Raw genomic sequence first — 25,174 nt, forward strand, 5'->3', positions numbered from 1 at the left:
AGGGAAGAGTGATAGAGGCTTATTGAGGCGCTTTCATTGCTTCAGATTGATCGCCTGTCATCACGAAGTGCAACTCACCACCTGGTTTGAACTCGGAATGGTCGAAGAAGAAACCGTTATCCAAAGCTTTGCCATTGATGGTGACGGACTTGATGTACATGTTGTCATCGGCGTTGTTCTCTGTGGTGATGGTGAACGTGCCGCCTTTCACCGGAATCACTGCTTTGTCGAATAGCGGACGACCCACAGTGTAAATAGGTTCTGCTGCGTTCACTTGGTAGAAGCCTAATGCAGACATCACATACCAAGCGGACATGGCACCCACGTCTTCGTTACCAATGACGCCTTCTGGGGCTGCGAAATACATGTCATCAAGAATGTGGTCGACGACTTGTTGTGTCTTCCATGGTTCTGCGGTCCAGTTGAATAGGTAAGGAATGTGGTGCGAAGGCTCGTTACCAAACGCAACTTGACCAATCAAACCAGACATATCCGGTGTTTCTGTGCCTTGGCTTTCTGCAGTGAAGGTTGCTTCTAGGTTTTTCTGGAACTCAGCATCGCCACCCATGATGGTTTTTAAGCCCGCGATGTCATGCGGTACAAACCAAGTCCACTGCCATGCGTTACCTTCGGTGTAGTTGCCTGTCTCGTGTTCTGTGCCGTATGGGTCGAATGGCGTCATGAAGGTTTCATCAATCATCACTGGGCGCATAAAGCCCGTCACACCATGCTCTGCATATTCCGTTGGATTGTAATCGAAGTACTTCTTGTAGCCTTTCGAACGTTCAAGGTATTGCTCTTCCGCTTGAGTATCACCGGCTGCTTTGGCAATTTGCGCGATAGCCCAATCGTAGAACGCGTTTTCTAGACCGTAAGAAACAGACTCAACCGTGTAGTCTTCAAATACTGGCTCACCATCGACACGTTGGATGGCAGGCGTGAAGCCGTTTTTCTCAATGTAATCGATGTGCTTGGTTAAAGTGCGATCCAATACGCCCTGCTCCCAATCGGCTTGCAGTGCTGGGTAGTTGTCGTAAGTCGAAGAGTCGATCGCGGCTTTCAGCGCCAGCTCTTTCTCTTGTTGAGTAAACTCTTCTGGGAATTTGGTGATTGCATCCGCAATCACTGCTACCGCTGGGTAGCCTACCATGGTGCCTGTTTCGTCACCTAAGTGCTCCCATTTCGGCAGCAAGCCGCTTTCAGTGTACTTCTGAACTAGGTTCTTCGCGTATTGCACCGCGCGGGTTGGTTCAGTGATGGTTTTTAGAGGGTGCAACGCGCGTTGGGTATCCCATAGAGAGTAAACCGAGAAGTTTGGCTGCTCTTCCGTTGCTTGACCGTAAGCGATGGAGTATTCCCCTTCGCCTTCACGAATTGAGCCTTTGCCCATGCCACGGAATCGACCATCCACGTCTTGATGCACCATAGGCGCAATCTTGGTGTGGTAAAGCGCAGTGTAGAAGATCTCTTTTTGATCTTCTGTGCCCCCTTCAATTGAGAAGTTGAGCGCTTTTGCCCATTTCTCACGTGCGTTGTTGCGCGCAGTATCGAAAGAGACATTCGCTTCGGCATCGTAGTTGTTTTCTGCGCCTTGTGGGTCAACCGCAGACAACGCCACTTGCGCATTCAACTCTTGTGAACCTTCATCTTCAAATTCGATATAGGCAGTGACGTCCGCTTTGACACGTTTGATGGCATTGCCTTGGTCATCGTAAATCAATTCAGAAACGTGCTCTGCCGTTAGGCCGTCAACAGGCTCACCATTGGCAAGGATGTAAACGTCTTTGATCTTCTTATCGAAAGTCGCATAGAAGAAGATTTTTTGGTTTTTTGCCCAACCAGAGAAGTGCGCTGCGTCGCGCTCGCCCGTGATGGTATGACCGTCTTCGCTCACCGTCAGCTTGTTGCGCAGAGAGGTTGAACCCCAGTCACTGTTAAGAATGGAGTTGAGGTCAATCTTCAATCGTTGTGGTTGACCTTGCGGATAGGTGTAACGATGGAAGCCGACACGTTCAGAAGCTGTAAGCTCAGCTTTGATACCGTTCTCTGCAATTTTCACCGAGTAGTAACCCGCTTCTGCTACTTCTGAGGTTTTGTCCATCTTGACCGAAATCGCTTCGCGGTAGTCGTCGCTGTCTTCGATGTATTTAGCTTTATCTTCGGTAAACGGCAGGAACAGAATGTCACCTAAGCCGCCCATCCCCGTGCCGGATAGGTGAGTGTGGGAGAAGCCAAACAGTGTCTTTTTATCGAAGTGGTAACCTGATGAAGAGTGCCAGCCGATCAGCTCGGTATCTGGAGAAAGTTGTACCATGCCTTCTGGCACGACAGGACCCGGGAAGGTGTGTCCGTTAAAGCCGGTACCAATGAATGGGTCGACGTATTTTAGGTTGGAAGTATCGACGCTTGGTGAGGTGTTATCGTCGTCATCGTTGCAGCCAGCCAAACCAATAACACTTGCAATCACTGCGGTGGCGATAGCGGTTTTCGTAAAGTTCATAATCTTGATTCCTTAGGCAGGAAGCGCATCACTTCCTGCCACTGAGTTAATCTATCTGTGTATTCTTTAAACACGAATTACATAAAACGTTACTGAGCTTGAAGCGCTTCTTGCTTGTCACCCGTCATGACGAAGTGAAGCTCGCCGCCCGCTTTGATTTCGCTGTGCTTGAAGGTGAAGTTGGCATCTAGCGGTTTGCCGTTGATGGTTACGGACTTCACGTACTTGTTGTGTGGGCTGTTATTGTCTGCGATGACTGTGAACTCGCCGCCTTCCACCGGAATGGTGATTTCATCAAACATAGGACGGCCGATGGTGTAGACCGGATCCGCAGGCGTAACTTGGTAGAAGCCCATTGCCGACATCAAGTACCAAGAGCTCATCTGACCCACGTCTTCGTTACCGATCAAACCAGTTGGTTCGCTGGTGTACATCTCTGACATGATGCGGTCTAGGTACTCTTGCGCTTTCCATGGCTCATCCGTTAGTGCGTATAGGTAAGGAATGTGGTGCGATGGCTCGTTACCGTGCATGTACTGACCGATGTAACCCGTTAGATCTGGCAGCTCTTCACCAGTGTTTGAAGAACGCGCATTGAATAGCTCGTCCAAGTCTTCACGGAAGGCTTTCTCTGGCGTGGTGTCTTTGCCTTGCGCCAAGTCTGCTTGGTAGATTTCTTGTTTCAGACGGTTGAAATCGTGCATTGGTTGGAACTTCCATTGCCACGCGTTCCCTTCGGTGTAGGCAAACTCGTCCACGTAGTAAGGGTCGAATGGTAGCAGTGGGCATTTCTCTTTCATCACGCCAGAGCCTTCTGGCCACTCAACCATTTCACACTCATCCAAACGCTCTTCATCAATCGGTTGGTTGAACTCCAAAGGCGGTTTGTTTGGTGATGAACTCATCGGATGGTTCTTTGGACGTAAGAAGCCAGTTTCTGCATCCCAATGGTTAAGCCAGTTGTCGGCACGAGTCATAAATTCTTCTTGCAGTTTTACATCGCCAGCCATGCGCGCGATTTCTGCCATTGCCCAATCGCCATATGCAAACTCAAGCGTGTAAGACGCACTGTTCCAGTAGCCGTGATGAACAAAGCCGTTTTCTTCGTACACCTTCACTTGCACAACGTTTGCGGCGCCGATGTTGTTGTCTTCCGTCCAATCTGGGAACTCAGAAGCCTCGTGGTAGCGCACCGTAAACTCAGCCGCATCTTTGGCAAGTTGTGGGTCGATGTCTAAGCCTTTCGCCATCGCGTCAGCAATGATAGAGACAGCAGGGAAACCGATCATAGTGCCTGTGTAATGGCTGTGCAGTTCCCATTTCGGCAGGATGCCACCGTCTTCGTATTTACGAATTAGATCGTTGGCAAACTCTTCGGCACGTTCTGGGTCGATGATGGTTTTCAGTGGATGCGCAGCGCGGAAGGTATCCCACATGGAGTACACAGAGTAGTTTGGTGTGTCGCCCGCGTCTTTTTGAATACGAGTACGCATCGCTGGGTATTGACCGTCGACATCTTGGAAAATCATTGGTGCGATAGAAGCGTGGTAAAGCGCGGTGTAGAAGATCTCTTTCTGATCTTCTGTGCCGCCAGATACCATCATGCGGCTAAGCTCTTGGTGCCATGCGTCGTTGGCTTGAGCGCGCGCAGTATCAAATGACACACCTTTCGCTTCTGCTTCTAGGTTTTTCTCCGCACCTTCTGTGCCTGTTGGTGACAAGCCTACTTGGATTTCTAGCGGTGTTGATGATGGTGCGAATTCTAGGTAAGCGATGGTTTTCACTGCGTCGATGTTGTCGTTGTTTACATCGATTTCCGTTTCTGCGCCGTCAACCAAAGCAATGGCTTTTACGATAGGTTGGTTGAAGGTGGCGTAGAAGTAGACGTGCTGGTTGTTCGCCCAGCCATTCGAGCTACGTAAACCGCGGATGGTGTAAGCGTCGATGAACTCTAAATCACCCTTCATGGTGCGGTTGTTGAAGTGACCTTTGTTGAGGGTGTGGTCTAAATCGAACTTGATGTGTGGCGTTGTGCCTTCTTTGAAGGTGTAGCGGTGGAAGCCAACACGTTGCGTGGTAGTTAGCTCGGCTTTGATTTCGCCTTTGTTCAGTTCAACTGCGTAGTAGCCCGCTTCTGCGGTTTCGTCGTCTTTATCGAAGGTGTTGAAAACGGCGTTTTCTTTCTTGGTGAAAGGCAGAACCAAGATATCACCAAGGTCGGTAATGCCTGTGCCAGAAAGGTGAGTGTGGGAGAAGCCATACACCGGGATTTCAGTCAGCTTGCCGTGGTCGAAGTAACCTGCGGCAGAGCCCCAACCTTCCATTTCGGTATCAGGAGATAGTTGTACCAAACCGTAAGGCACAACCGCCCCCGGGAAGGTGTGACCGTCTGCGCCCGTACCAATCAATGGGTTGACGTATTGGGTCAGAGTGGTGTCGAGGGATGGTGTACCAGAGTTGCTGTTGTCGTCATCACTGTTACAGCCAGCAAGACCAAACATGGCAGCGAGAATAGCGGTAGAGATAAGGGTTCTTTTTAGTTTCATTTTTATGGTTCCACAGAAGTGAAGTTTTTTAGGGGGCTAGATGCCCCCTTTCGTTATTTGGATAGGTGTCGGTTATTGCGCTTTCATCGCTTCAGATTTGTCTGAAGTCATAACGAAATGCAGTTCACCACCGTCTTTCAAATCGCTGTGCGCGAAGCTGAAGTTGTCACTCAATTGTTTGCCGTTGATGGTCACCGACTTCACGTAGATGCTCTCTTGACTGTTGTTTTCTGAGGTGATGGTGAATTTACCGTCCGCGACTGGAATCACGGCTTTGTCGAACAGAGGACGACCGATGGTGTAACTTGCTTCGCCCGGTGTGACTTGGTAGAAGCCCAATGCAGACATCACGTACCACGCAGACATTTGACCGACGTCTTCGTTACCAATCAGACCTTCATGCGTTGGGTGGTAGAATTCGTTCATCGCTTGGTCGACGATTTCTTGTGTCTTCCAAGGTTCTGCTGTCCAGTTGTATAGGTAAGGTACGTGGTGATCAGGCTCGTTACCCATCACGAACTGACCTATGTAGCCAGACATGTCGTGTGACTGGCTCGTATCGGCGTTGGAGTCCGCATTAAACAGCGCATTCAAGTTAGCGAGGAATGCCGCTTTGCCTTGTTCGGTTACATCTTCTGGAAGAGAGAAGTCAGTGCGGTCGATGTGCTCGCCGCCCATCACGTTAGCCAGACCGTTCAAGTTGTGCGGTGCAAACCATGTCCATTGCCAAGTGTTGCCTTCGGTAAAGTCTTCACCACGGTGCTCAGCACGGTAAGGCCAGAACACGTCACTTTCGTTCAGCGCTTTGCGGTCTTTACAGGCGTTGTAGTCCATACCGTCTGGGATAGACAGCGCCATGTTCTCGTCCAAACATTCGGCTTTCAGGTTGTTTGCCCAAACCTTGTTGCCGCTGTTCATGTAAGCCGGGCGCATAAAGCCCGTTGCACCCAATGCGTTGCCTTTGGTGTCTTGCAGTTTGCCGTATTGCTCTGGGTTGTAATCGAAGTAGTTCTTGAACGATTCAGAACGTGCCATGTAGCGGTCGTACTGCTGGTCGTTGCCCGCAAGTTTAGCGATCTGGGCGATACACCAGTCGTAGTAAGCGTTCTCAAGACCGTAAGACACCGACTCGTTCACGAGCTCGTCGTATTTATCGACTTTTAAGCCTTCTACGTAACCCGGTTTGTCACCAGAATCCGGCGCCCATTTGGTGTTAGCTGGAATAAAGCCGACGTCTTCTTGGTAGTCGTTGTGACGCGTCATGATCGTGAAGCGTTTGTCACCGTTCCAAGCATCTTGGTAAGGCACCCAGCTCTCTGTTTTATCAAGGTTGAAGTTGACTGTTTCGTCAGCAGCTTTTAACGCCAAATCAAACTCAGCTGCGGTAAAGGCTTCTGGGTGTTTGACCATGATATCGGCGATAACCGAGACCGCAGGATGACCGACCATTTCACCGGTGTAATCCGAGTGCAGTTCCCATTTTGGCAGCACGCCGCCCGTTTGGTATTTGTTCAATAGATCGCGTGCGTGTTCAATTGCGCGGTCTTTATCAATAATGGTTTTCAGTGGGTGTGCGGCGCGGAAGGTATCCCACATTGAGTAAACTGAGTAGTTCACTAAGCCATCTTCTGCTTGGTGCACTTTGCCATCCATGCCACGGTATTTGCCATCCACATCTTGGTATAGGAATGGAGCAACAAACGTACGGTAGAGCGAGGTGTAGAACATGGTCTTGTCGGCTTTGTTACCGCCTTCCAGTTCAAACTCGCCAAGGATGTTTTCCCAAGCCACGCGGTTTTGTTGTACGACGTTGTCGAAGTCCCAGCCGTTGGTGTCTGCTTCCAGGTTTTTCAGTGCGCCGTCAACGCCAGTGCCAGAAATCGCCACTTTGACTACCAATGGCTCATCGCTCTTGCCAAAGTTCAAATGCGTCAGGACATCGTTTGCGCGTTTCGCCAAACGTTCTGGGTCAGGTTCTGGTTCGCCCGGCATTGGTTTGTGCTCTGCGTAGCCGCGGTAATCTTCTAAGCCGACTTCGGTAGCGTCAGTTGGAGTCAGTTTGCTCTCAGAAGCCAGCTTGGTGTACAGGTTTTCTTCGATGATTGGATCAGAGAATTCTGCCGCGAAGAACACGGTTTGCCATTGACCCCATTCGTTTGAGGTACGCGCGCCTACGACGGTGGTGTCGTTAACGCGTTTGTAGTAGATGCTGCGAGAGTGGTTACCGTATTGCTCCAACAGTTCGTGTTGAAGATCGATACGCACTTTACGATCTTCACCCGGTTTAAAGGTGTAACGTTGGAATGCCACGCGCTCGGTTGCCGACAGTTCAGCTTTTACGCCAGTTTCTACAAGGTCAACCGAGTAGTAACCAACTTCTGCCACTTCCGAGCTTTTATCTATGGTCACGGCGTCGGTATTAAAACCTGTGTATGGCAAGAAGGCGAAGTCGTTTAGGTCGCCTTTACCTGCGCCAGAAATGTGGGTCATTGAGAAGCCAGAAAGCAGGCTGTGCACAGGATCGTATTCAACAGGCGAGCCTTTACCATTCCAACCGTTTGGATCGAAGTTATCTGGTGAAGGTTGAATCATACCTTCTGGCATAACTGGAGATGGGTTAACGTTGCCAAGACCTTTAGTGCCGATCAAGGTATCAACGAATTCCAAAGTAGGGGTAGAAATAACCGGAGTTTCTGGATCAGAGTCGCTGCCACAACCAGCAAGACCAAGCATGGCGGTTAACACTGCGGTAGAGAGTAGGGTTCTTTTTAGTTTCATTGTTTTTATTCCACGAGAAAAGGGAACACAAGGTCCCCTCAAAATCATTATTCGCCTAGGTTGGCTTGCATTGCTTCAGACTTGTCAGCTGTCATCACGAAGTGCAGTTCGCCGCCTGCTTTGAATTCGCTGTGCTGGAAGGTGTTGTACATATCCAGAGGCTTACCGTTGATGGTTACTTCTTTGATGTACATGTTGTCTGGACCGTTGTTTTCAGCCGTTACCGTGAACGTGCCAGAACCAATGTCTACCGTCGCTTTGTCGAAGATTGGACGACCGATGCTGTAGGTTGGATCGGTTGGCGAGATTTGGTAGAAGCCCAGTGCCGACATCAAGTACCACGCCGACATTTGACCTACGTCTTCGTTACCGATGATGCCGTCTGGCGTCGGTTTGTAGAACTGGTCGTAAACTTGGTCTAGGTATTCCTGCGCCTTGTAAGACTCTTCAGTACGGTTGTACAAGTAGATGACGTGGTGTGAAGGCTCGTTACCGTGAATGTACTGACCGATGTAGCCTGTCATGTCTTGGTGCGCTTCACCGCCATTTGGATCGGCAGTAAATAGGTTATTCAGCTTGTCGTTCAGACCTTGCGTGCCGCCCATGATTTCAGTCAGCTTGTCTAAGTCTTGCATAAACGCCCATTGCCACTGCCACGCGTTACCTTCTGTGTAGTAGAACGCGTCAGACTTGTAAGGGTCGAAGTCAGTTGAAGCGTATTTCAGTGCACATGGGTCACCTTCTTTCAGTTCGGTCGGTACAAAGAAGCCCGTGCCGTCTGCGTTGCCTGCTTTCGCATCCCAGTGTTTCAATGAGTTGTAAGAACGGGCTTTGAACTCTTCATACGCGTCCATATCGCCAGCGGCTTTTGCCATTTCTGCGATCGTCCAATCGTAGAATGAGAATTCCAACGAGTACGACACTGAGTTCCAGTTCGGGTAACGAACACACTGTTCTTTCTCGTGGTAGTTCAACTGACCTGCCATGAGTGAGCTTAGGATGTCGTCATGAATCTGTGGGTATTCATGCGGTGTGTAGCGAGCTGATTTCACTGATGCGGTGTAAGCCTGCTCGGCATCAATCAAGCCTTTGGTTACCGCATCGCCTAGAATCGCTGCCGATGGGTAGCCGATCATGGTGCCGGTTTCTGAGCCATGCCCTTCCCATTTCGGCAATAAACCAAACTCGTCGTTGGATTTACGAATCAAGTCTTTCACGTAAAGCGTTGCTTGGTCTGGGTCGATGATGGTCCACATTGGGTGAACGGCGCGGAACGTATCCCACGTTGAGTAAATCGAGTAGTTTGGCGTGTCGCCATCTTTCAGTGTGCGCACTGTGCCAAGCATATCCACGTATTGACCATCCACATCGTAGAACTCGATTGGTGCGATCATCATGTGGTACATGCCAGTGTAGAAGTTGGTTTTCTCTGCGTCTGTGCCGCCTTCAACTTTGATTTTTGCTAGCTTCTCAGCCCATGCGTATTCTGCGTCTTCTTTTACTTTTGCTAGATCGAAACTTGGTGCTTCTGCTTCTAAGTTTTTCTGTGCACCTTGCCAGTTAACAGGAGAGATACCCACGCGGATTTCAATTGGCTCTTCGCCTGTGCCGAAGTTTAGGTAAGCCGTCAGATCATCGCCTGAGTAAACCGCACCATTACGCATTTCGCGCGTTGGTTCTAGGTCTTGTTCGCCTAACAGTGCTTTGGCGATTGGTTGGTTGAATTTCGCGTAGAAGAAGATGTCCTGACCTTGATGATCTTGCCCTTGGAACCAGCCAGTTGAGGTTTTACGACCGCGAATGGTGTATTCGTCTACCACTTCTACTTTGTTCTTCAAAGACTTGCCGTTGTTGTTCATTAGGGTATGACCCAAATCGAACTTCACGTTGCGGTCTGCGCCATCAGCAAAGGTGTATTTGTGCAAGCCGACGCGTTTGGTTGCGCTCAGTTCTACTTCGATTTGACCTTGGTTTAGCTTGGTTTTGTAATAGCCTGCGCTTGCTTCTTCATTGGCTTTGTCGAAAGAATTCAGCTGTGTGTTCGCCATGTCTGCGTAAGGCAGAACCAAGATGTCGCCTAAGTCCGTTGCGCCTGTACCTGAAAGGTGAGTATGGGAGAAGCCGTACAGCGGAACGTCAGTGTTAACTACTTCGCCAGTTTCGTAGTTGGATGAATCCCAGTAGCCAGATGCCGAGTGCCAAGGGTTAAGTCCTGACTCGTGGTCTGTGTTAGAGCCGATGAAAGTATCTGGAGACAGTTGAACCATACCTGCCGGTACCGTCGCGCCCGGGAATGTATGACCAGAAGCAGCTGTGCCGATCATAGGATCGACGTATTTCAACACCGCGAGATCAACAATTGGATCGCCCGGCAGTGAAGAGGAAGAATCGTTGTCGCTGTTACAGCCAGCCAAGCCACCCGTCAGACCAACCAGGATAGCCAAAGAGATAAGATTACGTTTAAACATGTGCATACCGTTTTGTCGTTATTCGTATATAAAAAGTGTTTATAAGAGACTGTTTATAAAGGACTGCTTATAAAATTTGCTTGTAGGGGTAGCCGGGAGATGCGCTCCCCCGGCTGAGTTGTCACTATTGGGATTAACGAGAACCTGCTGGCATCTCGTCTTCATGCAAGAACTTACCGATGCCTTGTGCTGGTGGAAGATCTTGCTCTAGAGAGCCCCAACGTTGATTTGGTTTGTCGCCCATCACGAACTCCAGCTCACCGCCGTACATGATTTCGTCATGAGTCAGGTAAGTGCGGTTGAAGTCTTTGCCGTTGTAGCGAGCCGATTGAATGAAGATGTTTTCCCGGCTAACGTTCTTCGCGGTAACCGTGAACTTCTGGTTGTTGCCGACATCGATAGACGCACTTTCAAACAGCGGAGTACCGATTTCGTAGATGCCAGAAGAAGCGTTCACTGGGTAGAAGCCAAGTGCACGGAACACGAACCACGCAGAGAGCGTACCGAAGTCGTCGTTACCACAAATGCCGTCAGCGGTGTTCTTGTAGCAAATGTTGGTTGCTGCGGCGATGGCTGCCTGACCTTTCCAAGGTTGACCTACGTAGTTGTACAAGTACGGTACGTGGATATCTGGTTCGTTACCTTGCACGTGCTGACCAACGTTACCTGTGTTGAACACTGGGAATTGGTTGTCGCCTGCGTTGCGGTCTGGGTAGGTTGACCAGTACTCATCCAAGCGCGCTGCGAACAAGTCACCGCGTTCTGCTTCAGGGTTTTGTGTCTTGTCGAAGCGCGTCATCAGGTCAATCAAGCCATGAATGTCGTGCTGAACACTGAACGAGTATTGCCAGCCATTCGATTCAGAGAATGCCCAGTTAAACATGTCTGGACGCCAGTCTTTACCAACCGCGCGACCAGTGATTGGGTCTACCCAACCTGCATCGATAAACTCGCCATCGTAGTCACGGGCTTTGAACCAACCTTGGTATTGCTTACCGCCGAAGTCGAATTGTGCTTGCCAGTTTTTAGAACGGTTAGCGAACTCGGTGTAGCGTGGATCTTCTTCACCGAACACTTCTTTGATCGATTGTGCGATTGCCCAGTCGTTCATTGAGTATTCAAGCGAGTAAGATGCTGTCCAAGAGTCTTTAAATGGTGAGTGACCGCCGTAAGAATCTGGTGGAGTGTCGTGCAATTGCGCTGGCACGTAACCTTGTTCTTCGTACTCTTTGATCCATGCTACGCCTTGGCTCGTTGCGGCGCGTGCGTCTGTGATCATCGCTTCAACTAAACGTTCTTTAACGTCTTTGCGCTCCGCTTCTGTGAAGCCAAGGTCGATCATGCGTTTTTCTAGTGAGCCTTTCGACAACACATCATGAATCACAGGTGTTGAGTGCATGCCCATCATCATGCCTGTTTCGTTGCCTTTGAATGTCCACTCAGGCAGGCGACCTTTGCGCACGTTGCCTTTGTCATCTACCCATTCTTCTTCGGCATAAGAAAGCATAGACAGCACCACGTCGGCTAGGCGGTCAGGCTCAAGAATCGAAGACAGCGGTTGAACTGCGCGGTAGGTATCCCACAAAGAGAAAGTGTCGTAGCGCGTGAAGTCTGCTTTGCCATCTTTGTTAGCATCGGCAGTGCGGATTGACTCTTTCAGCGTATCAATCTTATCGCCCCAAGGTGTGTTGCCATCTGGGTATGCGTTACGACCTTGGTGAACTTGGCGGTAGCGACCATCTAAGTCAGAGTGAATGGTTTGACCTAGGTACGAGTGGTACATCGCGGTGTAGAACGTCTGTTTGTAATCTTCGTCGCCAGAGACTTGGATCTTGCCGAGTTCGTCTTCCCATTTCTTCGTTGCTGCTTTGCGTACTTGGTCGAAGTTCATGCCCGCAACTTCTGTCATGTTAAGAGAAGCACCTGACTTGCCATTCTCGCCGATCTCAACGTTTGATAGCGCCAATTTCGCTTCAACCGTTAAGCCGTCTTTGGATGTGTCGAACTCAACGTAAGCACGCGCGTATTGGTACTTGCCGCGTGTTTCGTTACCAATTTCTGTAATGCCTTCTGGCACGTCCATGTAACGACCTTGCTCTTTATCGTAGTAAGCAAAGCGAACGTTTTTGATTGGTTGGTCGAATTCCATTACGAAGAATTCTTTTTGGCTTGGTGCCCAGCCGTCAGAGAAACGGTGACCTTCAAGACGGTTATTGTCTTTGTCCCATTTCAAGTAAGAATCTGAGGTGTAGTCCCAGTTAATTTTGAAGCCAGTGTTCACGATGATTTCTGACTTCTCATCACGAGGGAAGGTGTAACGGTGTACACCAACGCGATCAGATGCTGTTAACTCGGCTTTGATGTCGTAATCCAATAGATCGACTTTGTAGTAGCCTGCTGTCGCTTGTTCGTCACGATGTTGGAAGCGAGACGCTTCTAGGTTTAGCGTTGCCGAACCTTCATCAATCATGTAATCCGAACGCGAGTTGATTGGCATGACGAGAATGTCGTTCAAGTCGCCAGCACCTGCTCCGGAAAGGTGGGTATGAGAGAAACCGGAAGTACGTGCGTCGTGGTAGTAGTAGCCTGAAATGTATTCCCAGCCGTTAGAACCGTTGTTTGGAGAAAGCTGCACCATGCCGTGTGGTGTGGTTGCACCAGGGTAGGTGTTGCCTAGGTTACCTGTGCCGATGAATGGGTTGACGTAGCGTGTTACGTCCATATCGGCGAAATCTACTGGGATATGAACGCCCATGTCGATTTCAGGTGTTTCTGGGTTTGGCTTGTCATCACAGTCGCCATCGCTAACTGGAGGACATACTGGCTTGCCGCCGTCAGGAATATCCGGCAGTGCAGGGTTGGTGTCACCGCCTTCATAAATGTTGGTTGTGTCGTCGTTACAGCCAGTCAGACCGACTAGACCACTGAGAACTGCGCAAGCAAGTAGGGAAGGTTTGAATTTCATTTTTAAGACCTTGTGATATGTAGGGTTATATGGTTATTAAAAATCACGGGTATTGCTAAAACTTGAAAACTTGAAAACTTGAAATAGAGCCCTTAGGGGGAAGGGCTCTTAGGGGGAGGAGCTTAAGGTTTAAGCTTTCACAAGAGTCGCTGCGTTACGCATCGCTTCTTTCGTTGAACACTCAACAACGTTTGCTTTTGCAAAGCGGTGAGCGTCTTTTACTTGGATATCGTGAGCTAGAATAACCAGCTTCGCGTTTGCTACATCTAGGTCAGTGATGCGGTTCTGGATACCGTTTTGACCTTGAGTTTCTACTTTGATTTTCAGACCTGCTGCTGCACCTGCTTTCTCTAGTGCTTTTGCTGCCATGAATGTGTGTGCTACGCCAGATGGGCAACATGTTACTGCTACGATGTCGTACTCGCCTTCGCCTGCTGCTGGAGCCGCTTGAGCTTGTGCAGGTGCTGCTTCTGCGATTTCGTCTTCTGCTTCTTCTTCAGCTACTGGTTTCCAGAAGCCAACGATAACTGCTGTTGTTAGTGAGCCTAGTGCGATACCCACAACGTACATTGGGATGTTGCTTGATACAGGTGCTGTGATTAGACCGCCCCACGGTGCGTGTAGTAGTACGTCTGTTAGGAAGCCGAACACACAGCCAACGATACCACCAGCAACGATTGAAGGAAGAACGCGTACAGGGTCGTTTGCTGCGAATGGGATAGCACCTTCAGAGATACCGATAGAGCCCATGATTGCTGCTGCTTTGCCTGCTTCTTGCTCTTGCTTAGTGAACTTCTTCTTGAATAGGAATGTTGCTAGTGCCATACCTAGAGGAGGCGTACAGATTGCGATACCAACACCACCCATTAGCCATGGTTGAGTATCAACTTGAGTTTGAGCGAATAGCGTTGCTACTTTGTTGATTGGACCGCCCATATCGAATGCAGTCATACCACCAAGAATTGTACCTAGAACCACTTTAGAAGCGCCAGCCATAGAAGCTAGGAATTCGTTCATAGAAGCCATGAAGATCTTGATTGGTTCGCCGATACCCCATAGCACGATACCTGCAGAGATAAGCGTACCTAGTAGAGGGTAGATGAAGTAAGCGCCCAACGCAGTCATGTTAGCAGAAAGAGGGATCTTCTTAAGTTGGAATACCACACCACCTGCGATGAAGCCCGCTACGATACAACCAAGGAAGCCGCCGCCCATATCAGCCATGATGCCAGAAGAGATCATCGCTGGAGCTAGTGCTGGTTTGTCTGCAATTGAGTAACCGATGAAGCCACCAAGAATGATTGGGAACAGCACCAGACCTTTAATACCGATATTAGAAATATCAGCCAATAAACCGTCCGCAGGAACCGCACCTTTACCTGATGCCATTACCGCTAGCGCTAGTAGTACACCACCCGCAACGATAAATGGAAGCATGTGAGAAGTACCGAATAAAAGGTGACCTTTCATGGTACTTAGGATTTTTTTGAAATCGCTATTATTACTAGCTTGAGCTGTGATTGTACTCATAATTTCACGCCTTATGAATTAATTAAAATATTTAGTATTTGGTTTTCGTCTTTTGCGTTATGAATATCTTCAATAAACTCTTCGCTAAATTTACCGAATAATTCTTGAAGAACATAAATATGGTGGTCGGCACCGTTATCTGGTGAAGCAATCATGAAGAATACGGTCGGTTTGACTCCCTCTTCGTCGCCATACTCGATGCCTTCGCGCTTTACGCCAACAGCGATTGCAGGCTCTGTAACCGCTTTGCTTTTTGCGTGTGGGTAAGCGATGCCGTCCATTGAAGTAACGCTTAATGCTTCACGTGCTTCGATGTCGGTTAAAAAAGCCTCTTTGCTGCTGACTCGATTATTTTCGAATAGCATCTGTGCTAGCTCTTCAAAGACTTCTTTTTTATTATTTGCTTGAAGATTGCCTTTAATTAAATTGACGTTTGTTAGTTCTGTAATCATTTTTTGACTCATTGGTACTGAAGTAATGAGGCAAATTTAATTAATGTTACGGTTTTCTGAAATAGTAAAAAAAATCCAATAACTATATTTTTGTATCACTGAGAGCTAAGTGTGATAGAAGTCATTAATATCAATGAGCTAGAAGGGAATTAGTATTGTGACTTATATTCCATTTATTTTGAAATTAATAATGAAGCTTGAAAATAAACGAGAAGGGAGTCAAATATGGTTCAATTTTGCTATAAAAAAGAGGCTTTGTGCTACTCCCCTCGATACACATTGGCGAATGTAAGCTCCGAAGTTGAAGTCAAGGGGAGGTTAGGAGGGGTTGTTACGCTGGATTTGAATAGCCTATTAAGACTGATTCTTGTACTTGTGCAGCAAACCTAACGGGATATGGCAGTAGTCGTTTGGAAAGCGCGTGAGTCGGTCTTGGTGCTCATCATCACTTGGTACATAGTTCGTAAGTGGCAGTACTTCTACGGCGATCTTCTCGGCATCTGGTCTTGCTGCGATAAATGCTTTAGCGATGGCTAGGTGTTGTTCGTTTTGGCTGTAGACACCAGTACGGTACTTCTCACCTACGTCTTCACCTTGCTTGTTTACACTGTGCGGGTCGATGATCTCAAACAGATACCCCATTAAAGTTTCAACCGAAACTTGTGCAGGGTCGAACTGGGTTTTCACGCATTCGGCGTAGCCATCGTATTCGGATTGAGTGTTATACGTCGTGCCATTTGCTCGTCCTGCTTCGGTGCTGATTACGCCAGGAAGGTGGCGCATAAATTCTTGAACGCCCCAAAGGCAGCCGCCTGCGAAGTAAATTTCTTCCATCATTCTGTCCTGAAAAACTTTGCGCCATTATGGGCATCACTTTCACTCAAACACAACTCCAACCATAAAACAGGAACAACTTGGTGGTGATTTGCTCTCTTTTTTGTGCTGCTTTTCCTCGTTAGATTGAACGCAGTTAAGTGCTAGGGGGAATCCTAATGAAAATTGAACATATCGCGATTTGGACTGAACGTTTGGAAGAGCTAAAAGCCTTCTATGAGAAATACTTTAACGCGGTGTCTAACGACAAATACCACAATCCAACCAAGCAGTTTTCATCTTACTTTCTTTCGTTTGAAAGTGGCGCACGATTGGAGTTAATGTCGATGGAAGGTGTCACCGCATGTGAAAAATCTCATGCAATGCAGGTCACAGGGTTGGCACACTTTGCCTTCGCCTTAGGATCAGAGCAGGCAGTGAACCAACTAACCAAAACCTTAGTAGATGATGGCTACCAATGGGTCGACGGTCCGAGACAAACAGGTGACGGTTACTACGAAAGCTGCATCTTAGATCCGGATGGCAACCGTCTTGAGCTTACGGTGTAACGCAGCTTAGCTTACTTCCATCGTTCACAGGCTGCTTTCATATGAAAGTGTTCGGGCGTATACTGCAAGCTCATCTATAAGGAGCGAGCCTGTGAACTCAAGACAAAATGAAATCCTGCAATTGGTTAATGACCGCAAACGCGTTCAAGTGACGGAGCTTTCTGACATCATTGGCGTGTCGGGCGTGACCATCAGGCAGGATTTGAATTTCCTTGAGCAACAAGGCTACTTGAAGCGTGTTCATGGCGCTGCGACGGCGCTACAAAGTGACGATATTGATACGCGACTCGAAGTGCGCTTCGACATCAAACAAGCGTTAGCCAACAAAGCGGCAGATTTGGTATCACCAAACGAAACCGTGTTAATCGAAGGCGGCAGTGCTAATGCGCTTTTAGCTCGCACATTGGCTGAACGTGGTGACGTTACCATCATTACCCCATCGGCGTACATTGCCCACCTCATCCGAAACACTTCAGCCAACATCATCTTGCTTGGTGGTGTGTATCAGCATCAAGGCGAGAGCTTGGTTGGACCGCTGACTAAGCTGTGTATTGAGAACATTCATTTCAGCACGGCTTTTTTGGGTATTGACGGTTTCCATCAAGACACAGGCTTTACTAGCCGAGACATGATGCGTGCAGAAATCGCTGAAACCATCATTGCGAAAAAGCGCCGTAACATCGTACTGACGGACTCAAGCAAGTTTGGCCAAATCTACCCATCTTCGATTGGTAAAACGAGTGAAATCTCGGTGCTGTTAACCGACGAAGCCGCTCCGAAAAGCGACCTCGAACAGTTGAGAAAGCAGGGGGTGGAAGTGGTGTTGGGTTAACTAATCTACTTTGCCCTTCTCTTAGCAAGCACGGCGGAAGGGGAGAAGCCCGTCACCAACATCGTTCCACTAAGCACCAGAATGGTACCTATGATGGTATTGAAGCCGATCGGCTCGCCCAGAATTAAATAGCCCCATAGGATGCCAAAGACAGGGACAAGGAACGTGACCGTGAGGGCTGAAGTCGGGCCAATTTCAGAGACTAAATGGAAGTAAAGTAAGTAGGCTAAGCCAGTACATAGTACACCGAGTGTAATCACAGAGCTCCATTCAAAGGTGCTTGGTTCTGCCCGCATAGGCAAGAATGGCAGCAAAGGAAGTACCCAAATCACGGCTGCCCACATGCTGCCGTGAGCATTATCAAAGGCGGGGACTTGTTGCGCATTCTTGGTGTAGTTGGTTGCAATACCATAGCTGAATGAAGCCATTAAACTCGCCCCGATAGGAAATATTGCTTCATTGCCAATAGTTGAAGAATCCAAGCCAACAAGAACGGCGACACCGCCAATACCTATCATCATGCCAAGAATCGCTTTTGCGCTTAACGGGCTGCGATACCAAACAAAGCCAATTAAAGCCCCCCATATCGGTGCCGTTGAGTTGAGAATAGCTAACGTTGATGCATTCAGTGTCTGTGCTGCATACGCGAAAAGCAGAAAGGGTACGGCACTATTAAACAAGCCAATAATGAAAAAGTGTTTAATGTGTTTGAAGAAGACAACTCTCTTTCTGAGGTAGAGGGCAATCAACAATAATGCTACTGCTGCGAAGGCTACCCGAAACTCAATTAAGTAAGCGGGTCCAAATGTATTGGCGGCGACTCGCATAAATAGAAACGAACCTCCCCAAATAGCAGCGAGACAAAGTAAGCGAAAAAAACTGGCTGCACTCATGTTACACCCTTGGTCGAGGTCTAGCGCCTCATTGATTAATTGTTGCGCTAACAGTGACTTAAACCAAAGGTGAGATCAACCAGTAATCCAATGTCAGTTCCGATTGTGGCTTATAAATTAATGGCTTTCAGACCAGACCGCGAACTCATTGCCACTCGGTTCGGTGAAATGGAAACGACAACCTCCGGGGAACTCAAAAATCGGGCGGATGACTTGACCACCGAACTGCTCAACTTTGGCTAACGTGGCGTGAATATCTGAGCTATAAAACACCAGCAACGAAGCCCCATTTGTTGTTTGGCTGACTTGCTCCGCTACATAAAAGCCACCGTCTAAACCTTGACCTGTAAATGCGCTGTACTCAGGACCGTAATCAACGAAGCTCCACCCAAAAGCTTGCTCGAAAAACTGTTTAGTTGCGCTGATGTTGGTTGTCCCAAACTCAACGTAGTTTAATTTTTCATGTTGGTGCATCATGGCGTCCTTTCTGCTCAGATCATTACTATTAGTGTAATAATTCCTGAGGTGATGTTCTCCAATCCAGCACTCGTTTTTGCTGTTTCTGAATGCAAATATCACAAACGAAAAACGGTCCAGATAAGCTGGACCGTTTTGTTTTATTGATTATACCCGAGTAACCTCGAGACGCTTGGTTCAGCGAGAATATCTGGGTTTGTAGACGCAAATTACGCGAAGTTTTCTACGATGATGTCATCTGCATTGTTAACAAACACTGCGCCTTTCTCTTCCATCTCGGCAATCACTGCATCGATAGTATCTGGCAAGACCGCACGGCTAGATGCTAGGTTCACAATCACTTTGAAACCTAAATCGAGAGCTTGAGTGACGGACTTTTTCACACAAAAATCGAGTGCCAAGCCACCAACAACCACCGTATCGATGTGGTTGAATTTTAGGAACTCATTTGCACCTGTGGTTTTGGTATCAGCTACGTCGTGGAAAAAGATGCCGTAAGGGTGTGCGTCTGGGTCCATGCCTTTGTTCACTTGGAAATCGTACTCCAGAATAGGTGGTAGACCATCCAGCAGTTCAACGCCCGTAGTACCGAGTACGCAGTGGCGGTTCCACTTAATATCCACGTTTGGTAGGCCTACTGGTTCAAGCATGTTCGCAGGCGTTTCCGCATCCCAAGCTGCTTTTGGTGGGTGCAAGTCGCGGCTGACTAGTTTCAAACGACCTTTCGTGTGATTCTTTAGAAGCTCTGGAACGATGTCTAATGCGCCAGTAACTGGCAATTCGTCAGGGCAAAGTTCGGTAAACCCTTTCTCTGGATCAACGTCGATCACAGCGGTGGTTTGGTAATTAACTCGAACTGTCATGGCAGACTCCTTGTCTGTCTTTATGCTTACGTTAGCCACGCAAGCAGTTTTGGAAAAAGGTCACTTCGTCGCTTGCTAGGGTGTACACCATAGCTGGCTTACCGCCTTTGCCTTTATTGGTGGAAGCGACTTTGTTGGTTGGCTTGAGCACACCCGAATCAATCAAACGTCGTTTGATAGTCATGCGGCTGATGTCGATGCCAAATTCTTGATAGGCCGCGATGATGTCTGCAACCAGAAACTCTTTATCAAGTGCGAACAGCAGGACAGAGGTGTATTCGATAGAGGCGCGCAGTTTCTGCCATGCTTTTTCAATCATTTTTTGGTGATCAAAAGCGAGAGTTTCATCACCATCAAGGATTGCTTGTAGTGGGAACCACTTTAGATGACATTCTGGTACGCCAGCGTTATCGATTTGCTCTTTGTTGTTGCGGTCAACCAAGGCATAGTGAGTGATGTTCAGGCTCCAATCTTCAGGATCGCGCTTTGGGTCCCCATCGACAAAGGCTTCACTAAAGTGACGAGGGTAGGTGTGGATTTTTTCGCGGCAAATACGGCGTCGTGCTGCTTCGAAGTTCTCGTCTGCTGGGCGTCCACCTTCGTGGGTCATGTCTTTATCAAATACAAATCCGCCGGGTAGAGCCCATACGCCATGGTAAGGGCGCTCTGGATTTGAACGTTTGATCAGCAACACTTCCAACCCTTTATCGGCGCAGCCAGATAGTCTGAATGGAATGATGTCGACGGTTACGATCATGATTTGGTCCTGAGAATAATTTGTAAGTAATCTAGCGCATAACAAGTAGTCAATCAATGGGTAAGTAACCGATTGTTAGAAACATGGCGGCCACCACAGAATAATTGGCCTTAGGTATGGATGCGCTTATTTATTTGGGTTATCCACAATAACTGTCGGAATTTTGCGCGTAAAAACCTTATAAAAATGAGTGGTTAGTAACAAAAGTTGACAAACTATAAGCGGGTGTTTATTGTTTACGCAATTTAGTTAGTAACAACAAGTTATATACCCAAGTTTACCTTGTGGAAAACTTCCCGCCAACTTCGTTGGAAAAACAATAAGATGCGGTTTACACCGTACTGAGGGAATTTGGGTATAAACGAAAAAGGGCATGTAGAAGGGCTCCGAATGACCACCAATTTATTTTCGTCTCGCATCATCCAAAGTGCGTTAGATTTTGACGTATACAAAGTGAATATGATGAGTGCTGCTGCTGCGCTCTATCCTGATGCGATGGTGTCCTACAAATTCATCGTGCGTAGTGAAGAAGACCTGTCTGAATTACTGCCAGAGGTGAAAGCGGAAGTTCTTAAACTGCAAGACATCACCTTCTCTGCTGAAGAAATTGAATACATGAAGGGCGTTGCGCCTTATCTAAAACCAGAATTTGTTGATGCTCTGCACGCGTTTCGTTTTAACCCTCAACGCGATGTTTCTTTCAATATTAAAACCATGGCGGATGGTACAAGCCAATTACGCATCACCATCAATGGTCTTTGGACAGAAACCATTCTCTACGAAACCATCATCATGAGCATTGTGTCTGAAGTGCGCAGCCGTGCTCGTTGGGCAGATATTCCAGTTGAGCAGTTCCAATCTGTTTTAGAAGAGAAAGTTCGTCATCTCAAAGCAGAACTGAAACGTCGCAATATCACCAACTTTAAGTTTGCCGATATGTCGACCCGTCGTCGTTTCTCGTTCCAAGCACAACGTTCAATGTTGCAGTACCTGAGCAAAGAGTTGCCTGACTGCTTAACAGGAACCAGCAACTACCACTTGGCGAAAGAGCTTGGCTTGACACCGATTGGGACGGTGGCACACGAGTGGTTCATGGGGCATCAAGCTCTGGTGAATGTTCGTGATTCGCAAAAGGTGGCTTTGCAGCGTTGGCAAGAGATGTTTAATGGTGCGTTAGGTATTGCGTTAACCGATACCATTGGTATTGATGCTTTCTTAAAAGACTTCGATGAAGAACTCAGTAATGCGTACGTGGGTGTTCGTCATGATAGTGGTTGCCCTTACGCATGGGGCGAGAAGATGATCAAGCATTACCAATCATTTGGCATCGATCCAATGACGAAAACCTTAGTGTTTACCGATGGTTTAAACTTCGAGCAAGCACTGGATATTTGTGAGCGCTTCCAAGGTCGCATTCAAGTGAGTTTTGGTATTGGGACGTCGCTAGCAAACGATATGGGTGATTACACCAACGCACAAGGTACTGCTTACAAGCCACTGTCTATCGTTATTAAGATGGTGTCATGCAATGGCTCACCTGTAGCGAAAATCAGTGATGAGCCAGAGAAAGCGATGTGCGAAGACATCTTCTTTTTGATGAATTTGAAGCGTCGTTTTGAGCAGCCGCTTGATCTCGATGAGTGTCGCGTACTGATAGACCGTCTAGAAAACGAAGGTGATAACTACCTGATCGACGCTTAGCAAGAAACACGGGCTTCACCAATAGCAAACAATCATCGCCCTCTATGGTTTCGATAAATTATTATCGGCATACCTAGAGGGCGATTTGGTTATAGTACAACCAGTGACTTTCCTAGGGATAAATGATGAATCTGGTTGTGCATCTGCAAAAAAAAGCGATCAACAAACACGGCTATGAGTGGGCAACGCGCCAAGCATGGAAGTGCGGAATAAAAGCAAACCTTGTTAAACGAGTGATTGGCATTTTCAAAGGTCAGATCGTGTGTGTTGTTGAAGGTTGCCGTGCTGAGCTGACGACACCAATTAACAACCCTCTGCATGACGATGAAAAACAAGGCCGTTACGTGTTTGTTGGTGGTATTTTCTGGGAGCCAAACAACATCATTGCTCCGGGTTTTCCTGACTTTATGTTTATGCACTTGCGTAGCCTTAGCCATCGTCATAAGTACCTAACGGATGATGAGCTGTTTCTAAGTTTGGCCTAAGCGCTTTGGCGAAAACTGATGACAAGCCTCTTTCTTAAATCTTTACTCGGTGCAGTTGCGGTGTTGATCATTGCTATGCTATCGAAGTCGAAAAGTTTTTATATCGCGGGTTTGGTGCCTTTGTTTCCGACTTTTGCGTTGATCGCTCACTTTATTGTAGGGAGTGAGCGAGACATGGAAGCACTACGTCAAACGGCACTGTTTGGTATCTATTCTCTTATCCCATACGCGGCGTATTTGATTTCGGTTTTCTACTTTAGTTATCGCTTGAGTTTGGTTGGCACATTAACAGCGGCGACGCTTGTTTGGGTAATGTTCGCTTCGATGTTGCTTGCTTTCTGGACGCGATGGATGGTTCCTGCGTAATTATTACTCATCCTAGCAATGTAGTTAGTCGAATACTCATAGCTCATCTTGATGTGATCTAGCTCTGATTTACCTTAGCTTGCTCTTTTGCTGACGTAACTATAATAAAACAACGTTTTTTAACCTGCTAATGACAGAAGGCTCAATTTCGCCTGATGTGAATTTCAGTCCACGATTTACTATACCGCCAAGCAAAGATAACTGTACTGGGAAGTAATCCATGAATATGAAATCTATCGCAATCGCTACAGCTGTTGTTGCTGTATTAGCAGGCTGTAAAGATAAGACGCCACCAGCACCAACAGAAGCGAACATCACGCTTGTTGAAGCGGTAACTGAAACAGTGAAGAACCCACACCAAGTTTGTAAGGACGTGGTTGTTACTCACCAAGTAGCACCAAAGGATAACAACAAGATCCTTGGTACTGTAGGTGGTGCAGCAGCAGGGGCCGCGCTAGGTAACCAAATTGGTGGTGGTTCAGGTAAAGTGATTGCTACTGCAGCTGGCACGATTGCGGGCGCTATGGCTGGCCGAGAGATTCAAGACAATGTTCAGAAGGGGGACGTTGTGACATCGACCGAGAAGCAATGCCACACTGAATACACGACTTCTGAGAAAGTAGTCGGTTACGATGTCACTTATGAAGTGGCAGGCGTCCCAGCTACTGTGCGCATGAAGAGCAAGCCTGCAGGTAAGACATTCCCAATCCAAGATGGAAAAGTGGTTCTTCCTCAATAATTGCCAACGAATTTGAATACAAAACAAAGCCCTTTTGTTCACTGAACGTAAGGGCTTTTTTAATTTTAGTATTTGTCGTTTAGGGCTACTTATCCGCGAAATAGTCAACCAGCGTTTTACGCCATTTTCGTGATTCACGAATTTGTAGTAGAGCACGATTGATCTCTTCTTCGTAAGGATTGTTTTCCGTAATGATAAAGCCGTAGTTCTGCTTTTCTAGTTGGTATGGCAACACCTCCAAATCTTCAAATTTTCCTGATAATTTTCCACTACCAATCATATATTTGAGTACCACGTCGTCAGCAACGATAGCTTCGACTTCGCCGTTATCTAACGCGGTTAAAAGTGTCGTCATATCTGGATAGTCTTTGTGACGAATACCAAAGCTGGTAAGCAGTAAAGAAGAGGTGGTTGCGGTTTTGGTACCGACTTCAACATTGGCAAGATCATTGATGCCCTTAATTTGTGAGGAGCCTTGGCTAAGGGTGAGTTTACTGGCTAGTACTGCAGTAATACTGGCGATGAAAAGCATGCTGAAAACGCCAATAAATACTGTAGCGATTCGTCCCGTTAAGCTCTTAAATTCGAAGTAGTTGAAAGGCCCCCGAGTGATGAAGAGTAGGCCAAGAATAAAGCTTTCAATCCAGCGACCAGTATTGCTTTTCATTGAATAGAGTTTTTCATTTTTGCCTTCTTCTATCGCATAGAAAAACGCCCCGACTAATCCAGCTACCAGCACTATAGCAGCAACGATAAACCACAATGCGGGGTTCAAAAAGATAGATTGCAAGGTATGCAGATAACCTTGATTTTTTACAGCTATCGCGAGGTGGGTTTCAAAGAAAGAATGAGAAAAGTCGGCAAACAGCTCACGTTCAGGGGTGATTGAGATGCAAGAAACACCAATATCGATTGTTTCTGTTTCTATCGCATTGAGTAGGTCACCCAAAGGATGGTTTTCAAAACTAAATTCGACATTCATTTCTTTGGCGATCTGCTCCCATAGCTCAATACTGAGGCCGTTTAGGTTATTATCGACAGAGCCTATAACGAAGGGAGGGCAGGAGTAAGTACCCACTTTAAGTGTAGAAGCGTTTGAGGGAGTGCTGAGTAAGGAAAGGAGAAAAAATATTGAAATTACAAAAGGTTGAAGATTCGATTTAAAACTACTTAGCATGCGCAGATCCTCAAAAAGAGGCAGCGGTGAATTGAATCGATAGCGAAGACTCGCTAGAAATTGCAGAGTGTTGAGAACTTTCGAGAGGTGATAACGAATTCAATACTGCCCTAATTTTATTATTTACTGTTTTAACTATAGCAGTTGATGTCCAGTGCACTTCTTAACCTTGGTACTTATGAGCTTCGTTCTGTGCTGCTTGCTTACAAAAGTAAAGAAAATGATGGTTTCTTAAGCCTCTGTAAGCGCACGTAAGAACCAAC

Annotated in this window: 19 protein-coding genes; 6 read left to right on the forward strand and 13 right to left on the reverse strand. The window is 47.4% G+C overall.

Features of this window, described 5'->3' with window-relative positions; genetic code table 11:
• Nucleotides 1-19: 19 nt before the first annotated feature.
• From BSZ04_RS05670 to BSZ04_RS05705, 8 genes are all read right to left on the reverse strand, one after another.
• Complete coding sequence (locus BSZ04_RS05670; RefSeq protein ID WP_088879808.1) at nt 20-2,500, reverse strand: GH92 family glycosyl hydrolase; 2,481 nt, start codon at nt 2,498-2,500, stop codon at nt 20-22.
• Nucleotides 2,501-2,589: 89 nt separating this feature from the next.
• Nucleotides 2,590-5,046 carry a GH92 family glycosyl hydrolase gene (locus BSZ04_RS05675; protein WP_088879809.1) on the reverse strand — a complete coding sequence of 819 codons (2,457 nt, stop codon included), beginning with the start codon at nt 5,044-5,046 and terminating at the stop codon, nt 2,590-2,592.
• 72 nt (nt 5,047-5,118) lie between these two features.
• The gene (locus BSZ04_RS05680) at nt 5,119-7,824 is read right to left on the reverse strand and encodes a GH92 family glycosyl hydrolase (protein WP_088879810.1); all 2,706 of its coding nucleotides are present in this window, start codon (nt 7,822-7,824) and stop codon (nt 5,119-5,121) included.
• 47 nt (nt 7,825-7,871) lie between these two features.
• Entirely contained in the window at nt 7,872-10,292 is a 2,421-nt protein-coding gene (locus BSZ04_RS05685; RefSeq protein WP_088879811.1) for a GH92 family glycosyl hydrolase, read from the reverse strand.
• 133 nt (nt 10,293-10,425) lie between these two features.
• Entirely contained in the window at nt 10,426-13,257 is a 2,832-nt protein-coding gene (locus BSZ04_RS05690; protein WP_088879812.1) for a GH92 family glycosyl hydrolase, read from the reverse strand.
• A gap of 129 nt (nt 13,258-13,386) precedes the next feature.
• A complete protein-coding gene (locus tag BSZ04_RS05695; RefSeq protein WP_010453114.1) occupies nt 13,387-14,787 on the reverse strand; it encodes a PTS fructose transporter subunit IIBC in 1,401 nt (466 codons plus the stop codon).
• Nucleotides 14,788-14,798: 11 nt separating this feature from the next.
• Nucleotides 14,799-15,239: a PTS sugar transporter subunit IIA gene (locus tag BSZ04_RS05700; protein ID WP_021018112.1), complete on the reverse strand. Its 441-nt coding sequence runs from the start codon at nt 15,237-15,239 to the stop codon at nt 14,799-14,801.
• Nucleotides 15,240-15,593: 354 nt separating this feature from the next.
• Entirely contained in the window at nt 15,594-16,073 is a 480-nt protein-coding gene (locus BSZ04_RS05705) for a peptide-methionine (S)-S-oxide reductase (RefSeq protein ID WP_088879813.1), read from the reverse strand.
• A 158-nt stretch (nt 16,074-16,231) separates the two neighbouring features.
• Here BSZ04_RS05705 and BSZ04_RS05710 point away from each other — a divergent pair, with 158 nt between their 5' ends.
• Together BSZ04_RS05710 and BSZ04_RS05715 are read left to right on the forward strand one after the other, a co-directional pair.
• On the forward strand, nt 16,232-16,621 hold the full coding sequence (locus tag BSZ04_RS05710) for a VOC family protein (RefSeq protein ID WP_088879814.1): 390 nt from the start codon (nt 16,232-16,234) through the stop codon (nt 16,619-16,621).
• Between the two features lie 91 nt (nt 16,622-16,712).
• Complete coding sequence (locus BSZ04_RS05715) at nt 16,713-17,453, forward strand: DeoR/GlpR family DNA-binding transcription regulator (protein WP_005436345.1); 741 nt, start codon at nt 16,713-16,715, stop codon at nt 17,451-17,453.
• A 5-nt stretch (nt 17,454-17,458) separates the two neighbouring features.
• On the opposite strand, the gene BSZ04_RS05720 is transcribed toward BSZ04_RS05715, so the two are convergent.
• From BSZ04_RS05720 to BSZ04_RS05735, 4 genes are all read right to left on the reverse strand, one after another.
• Nucleotides 17,459-18,346 carry a DMT family transporter gene (locus tag BSZ04_RS05720; RefSeq protein WP_088879815.1) on the reverse strand — a complete coding sequence of 296 codons (888 nt, stop codon included), beginning with the start codon at nt 18,344-18,346 and terminating at the stop codon, nt 17,459-17,461.
• A gap of 117 nt (nt 18,347-18,463) precedes the next feature.
• Nucleotides 18,464-18,820, reverse strand: coding sequence for a VOC family protein (locus BSZ04_RS05725; protein WP_088879816.1), 357 nt, complete (start codon nt 18,818-18,820; stop codon nt 18,464-18,466).
• A gap of 212 nt (nt 18,821-19,032) precedes the next feature.
• Nucleotides 19,033-19,686, reverse strand: a complete 654-nt coding sequence (locus BSZ04_RS05730; RefSeq protein WP_088879817.1) for a nicotinamidase — start codon at nt 19,684-19,686, stop codon at nt 19,033-19,035.
• Nucleotides 19,687-19,717: 31 nt separating this feature from the next.
• Complete coding sequence (locus BSZ04_RS05735) at nt 19,718-20,443, reverse strand: NUDIX domain-containing protein (RefSeq protein ID WP_088879818.1); 726 nt, start codon at nt 20,441-20,443, stop codon at nt 19,718-19,720.
• Nucleotides 20,444-20,833: 390 nt separating this feature from the next.
• Between BSZ04_RS05735 and pncB the strand changes: the two genes are divergently transcribed.
• From pncB to BSZ04_RS05755, 4 genes are all read left to right on the forward strand, one after another.
• Complete coding sequence (gene pncB / locus BSZ04_RS05740; protein ID WP_088879819.1) at nt 20,834-22,144, forward strand: nicotinate phosphoribosyltransferase; 1,311 nt, start codon at nt 20,834-20,836, stop codon at nt 22,142-22,144.
• A 125-nt stretch (nt 22,145-22,269) separates the two neighbouring features.
• Entirely contained in the window at nt 22,270-22,629 is a 360-nt protein-coding gene (locus BSZ04_RS05745) for a hypothetical protein (RefSeq protein WP_010453094.1), read from the forward strand.
• Between the two features lie 18 nt (nt 22,630-22,647).
• A complete protein-coding gene (locus BSZ04_RS05750; RefSeq protein WP_005436374.1) occupies nt 22,648-22,995 on the forward strand; it encodes a GlpM family protein in 348 nt (115 codons plus the stop codon).
• 220 nt (nt 22,996-23,215) lie between these two features.
• Nucleotides 23,216-23,734 (forward strand): glycine zipper 2TM domain-containing protein, encoded by a 519-nt coding sequence (locus tag BSZ04_RS05755; RefSeq protein WP_088879820.1) that lies wholly within the window; start codon nt 23,216-23,218, stop codon nt 23,732-23,734.
• A gap of 85 nt (nt 23,735-23,819) precedes the next feature.
• Here BSZ04_RS05755 and BSZ04_RS05760 read toward each other — a convergent pair whose 3' ends face one another.
• A complete protein-coding gene (locus tag BSZ04_RS05760; RefSeq protein ID WP_088879821.1) occupies nt 23,820-24,911 on the reverse strand; it encodes a transporter substrate-binding domain-containing protein in 1,092 nt (363 codons plus the stop codon).
• Nucleotides 24,912-25,174 lie beyond the last annotated feature (263 nt).

The sequence above is a fragment of the Vibrio rotiferianus genome, from assembly GCF_002214395.1.
Lineage (GTDB): Bacteria > Pseudomonadota > Gammaproteobacteria > Enterobacterales > Vibrionaceae > Vibrio > Vibrio rotiferianus.

Bases quoted from the DNA above. Each gene is read 5' to 3' on its own strand.
- BSZ04_RS05700 (WP_021018112.1), bottom strand. From the start codon at position 15,239: ATGATTACAGAACTAACAAACGTCAATTTAATTAAAGGCAATCTTCAA.
- BSZ04_RS05670 (WP_088879808.1), bottom strand. From the start codon at position 2,500: ATGAACTTTACGAAAACCGCTATCGCCACCGCAGTGATTGCAAGTGTT.
- BSZ04_RS05695 (WP_010453114.1), bottom strand. From the start codon at position 14,787: ATGAGTACAATCACAGCTCAAGCTAGTAATAATAGCGATTTCAAAAAA.
- BSZ04_RS05760 (WP_088879821.1), bottom strand. From the start codon at position 24,911: ATGCTAAGTAGTTTTAAATCGAATCTTCAACCTTTTGTAATTTCAATA.
- BSZ04_RS05725 (WP_088879816.1), bottom strand. From the start codon at position 18,820: ATGCACCAACATGAAAAATTAAACTACGTTGAGTTTGGGACAACCAAC.
- BSZ04_RS05675 (WP_088879809.1), bottom strand. From the start codon at position 5,046: ATGAAACTAAAAAGAACCCTTATCTCTACCGCTATTCTCGCTGCCATG.
- BSZ04_RS05745 (WP_010453094.1), top strand. From the start codon at position 22,270: ATGAATCTGGTTGTGCATCTGCAAAAAAAAGCGATCAACAAACACGGC.
- BSZ04_RS05680 (WP_088879810.1), bottom strand. From the start codon at position 7,824: ATGAAACTAAAAAGAACCCTACTCTCTACCGCAGTGTTAACCGCCATG.
- BSZ04_RS05750 (WP_005436374.1), top strand. From the start codon at position 22,648: ATGACAAGCCTCTTTCTTAAATCTTTACTCGGTGCAGTTGCGGTGTTG.
- BSZ04_RS05705 (WP_088879813.1), bottom strand. From the start codon at position 16,073: ATGGAAGAAATTTACTTCGCAGGCGGCTGCCTTTGGGGCGTTCAAGAA.
- BSZ04_RS05730 (WP_088879817.1), bottom strand. From the start codon at position 19,686: ATGACAGTTCGAGTTAATTACCAAACCACCGCTGTGATCGACGTTGAT.
- BSZ04_RS05755 (WP_088879820.1), top strand. From the start codon at position 23,216: ATGAATATGAAATCTATCGCAATCGCTACAGCTGTTGTTGCTGTATTA.
- BSZ04_RS05720 (WP_088879815.1), bottom strand. From the start codon at position 18,346: ATGAGTGCAGCCAGTTTTTTTCGCTTACTTTGTCTCGCTGCTATTTGG.
- pncB (WP_088879819.1), top strand. From the start codon at position 20,834: ATGACCACCAATTTATTTTCGTCTCGCATCATCCAAAGTGCGTTAGAT.
- BSZ04_RS05735 (WP_088879818.1), bottom strand. From the start codon at position 20,443: ATGATCGTAACCGTCGACATCATTCCATTCAGACTATCTGGCTGCGCC.
- BSZ04_RS05685 (WP_088879811.1), bottom strand. From the start codon at position 10,292: ATGTTTAAACGTAATCTTATCTCTTTGGCTATCCTGGTTGGTCTGACG.
- BSZ04_RS05710 (WP_088879814.1), top strand. From the start codon at position 16,232: ATGAAAATTGAACATATCGCGATTTGGACTGAACGTTTGGAAGAGCTA.
- BSZ04_RS05690 (WP_088879812.1), bottom strand. From the start codon at position 13,257: ATGAAATTCAAACCTTCCCTACTTGCTTGCGCAGTTCTCAGTGGTCTA.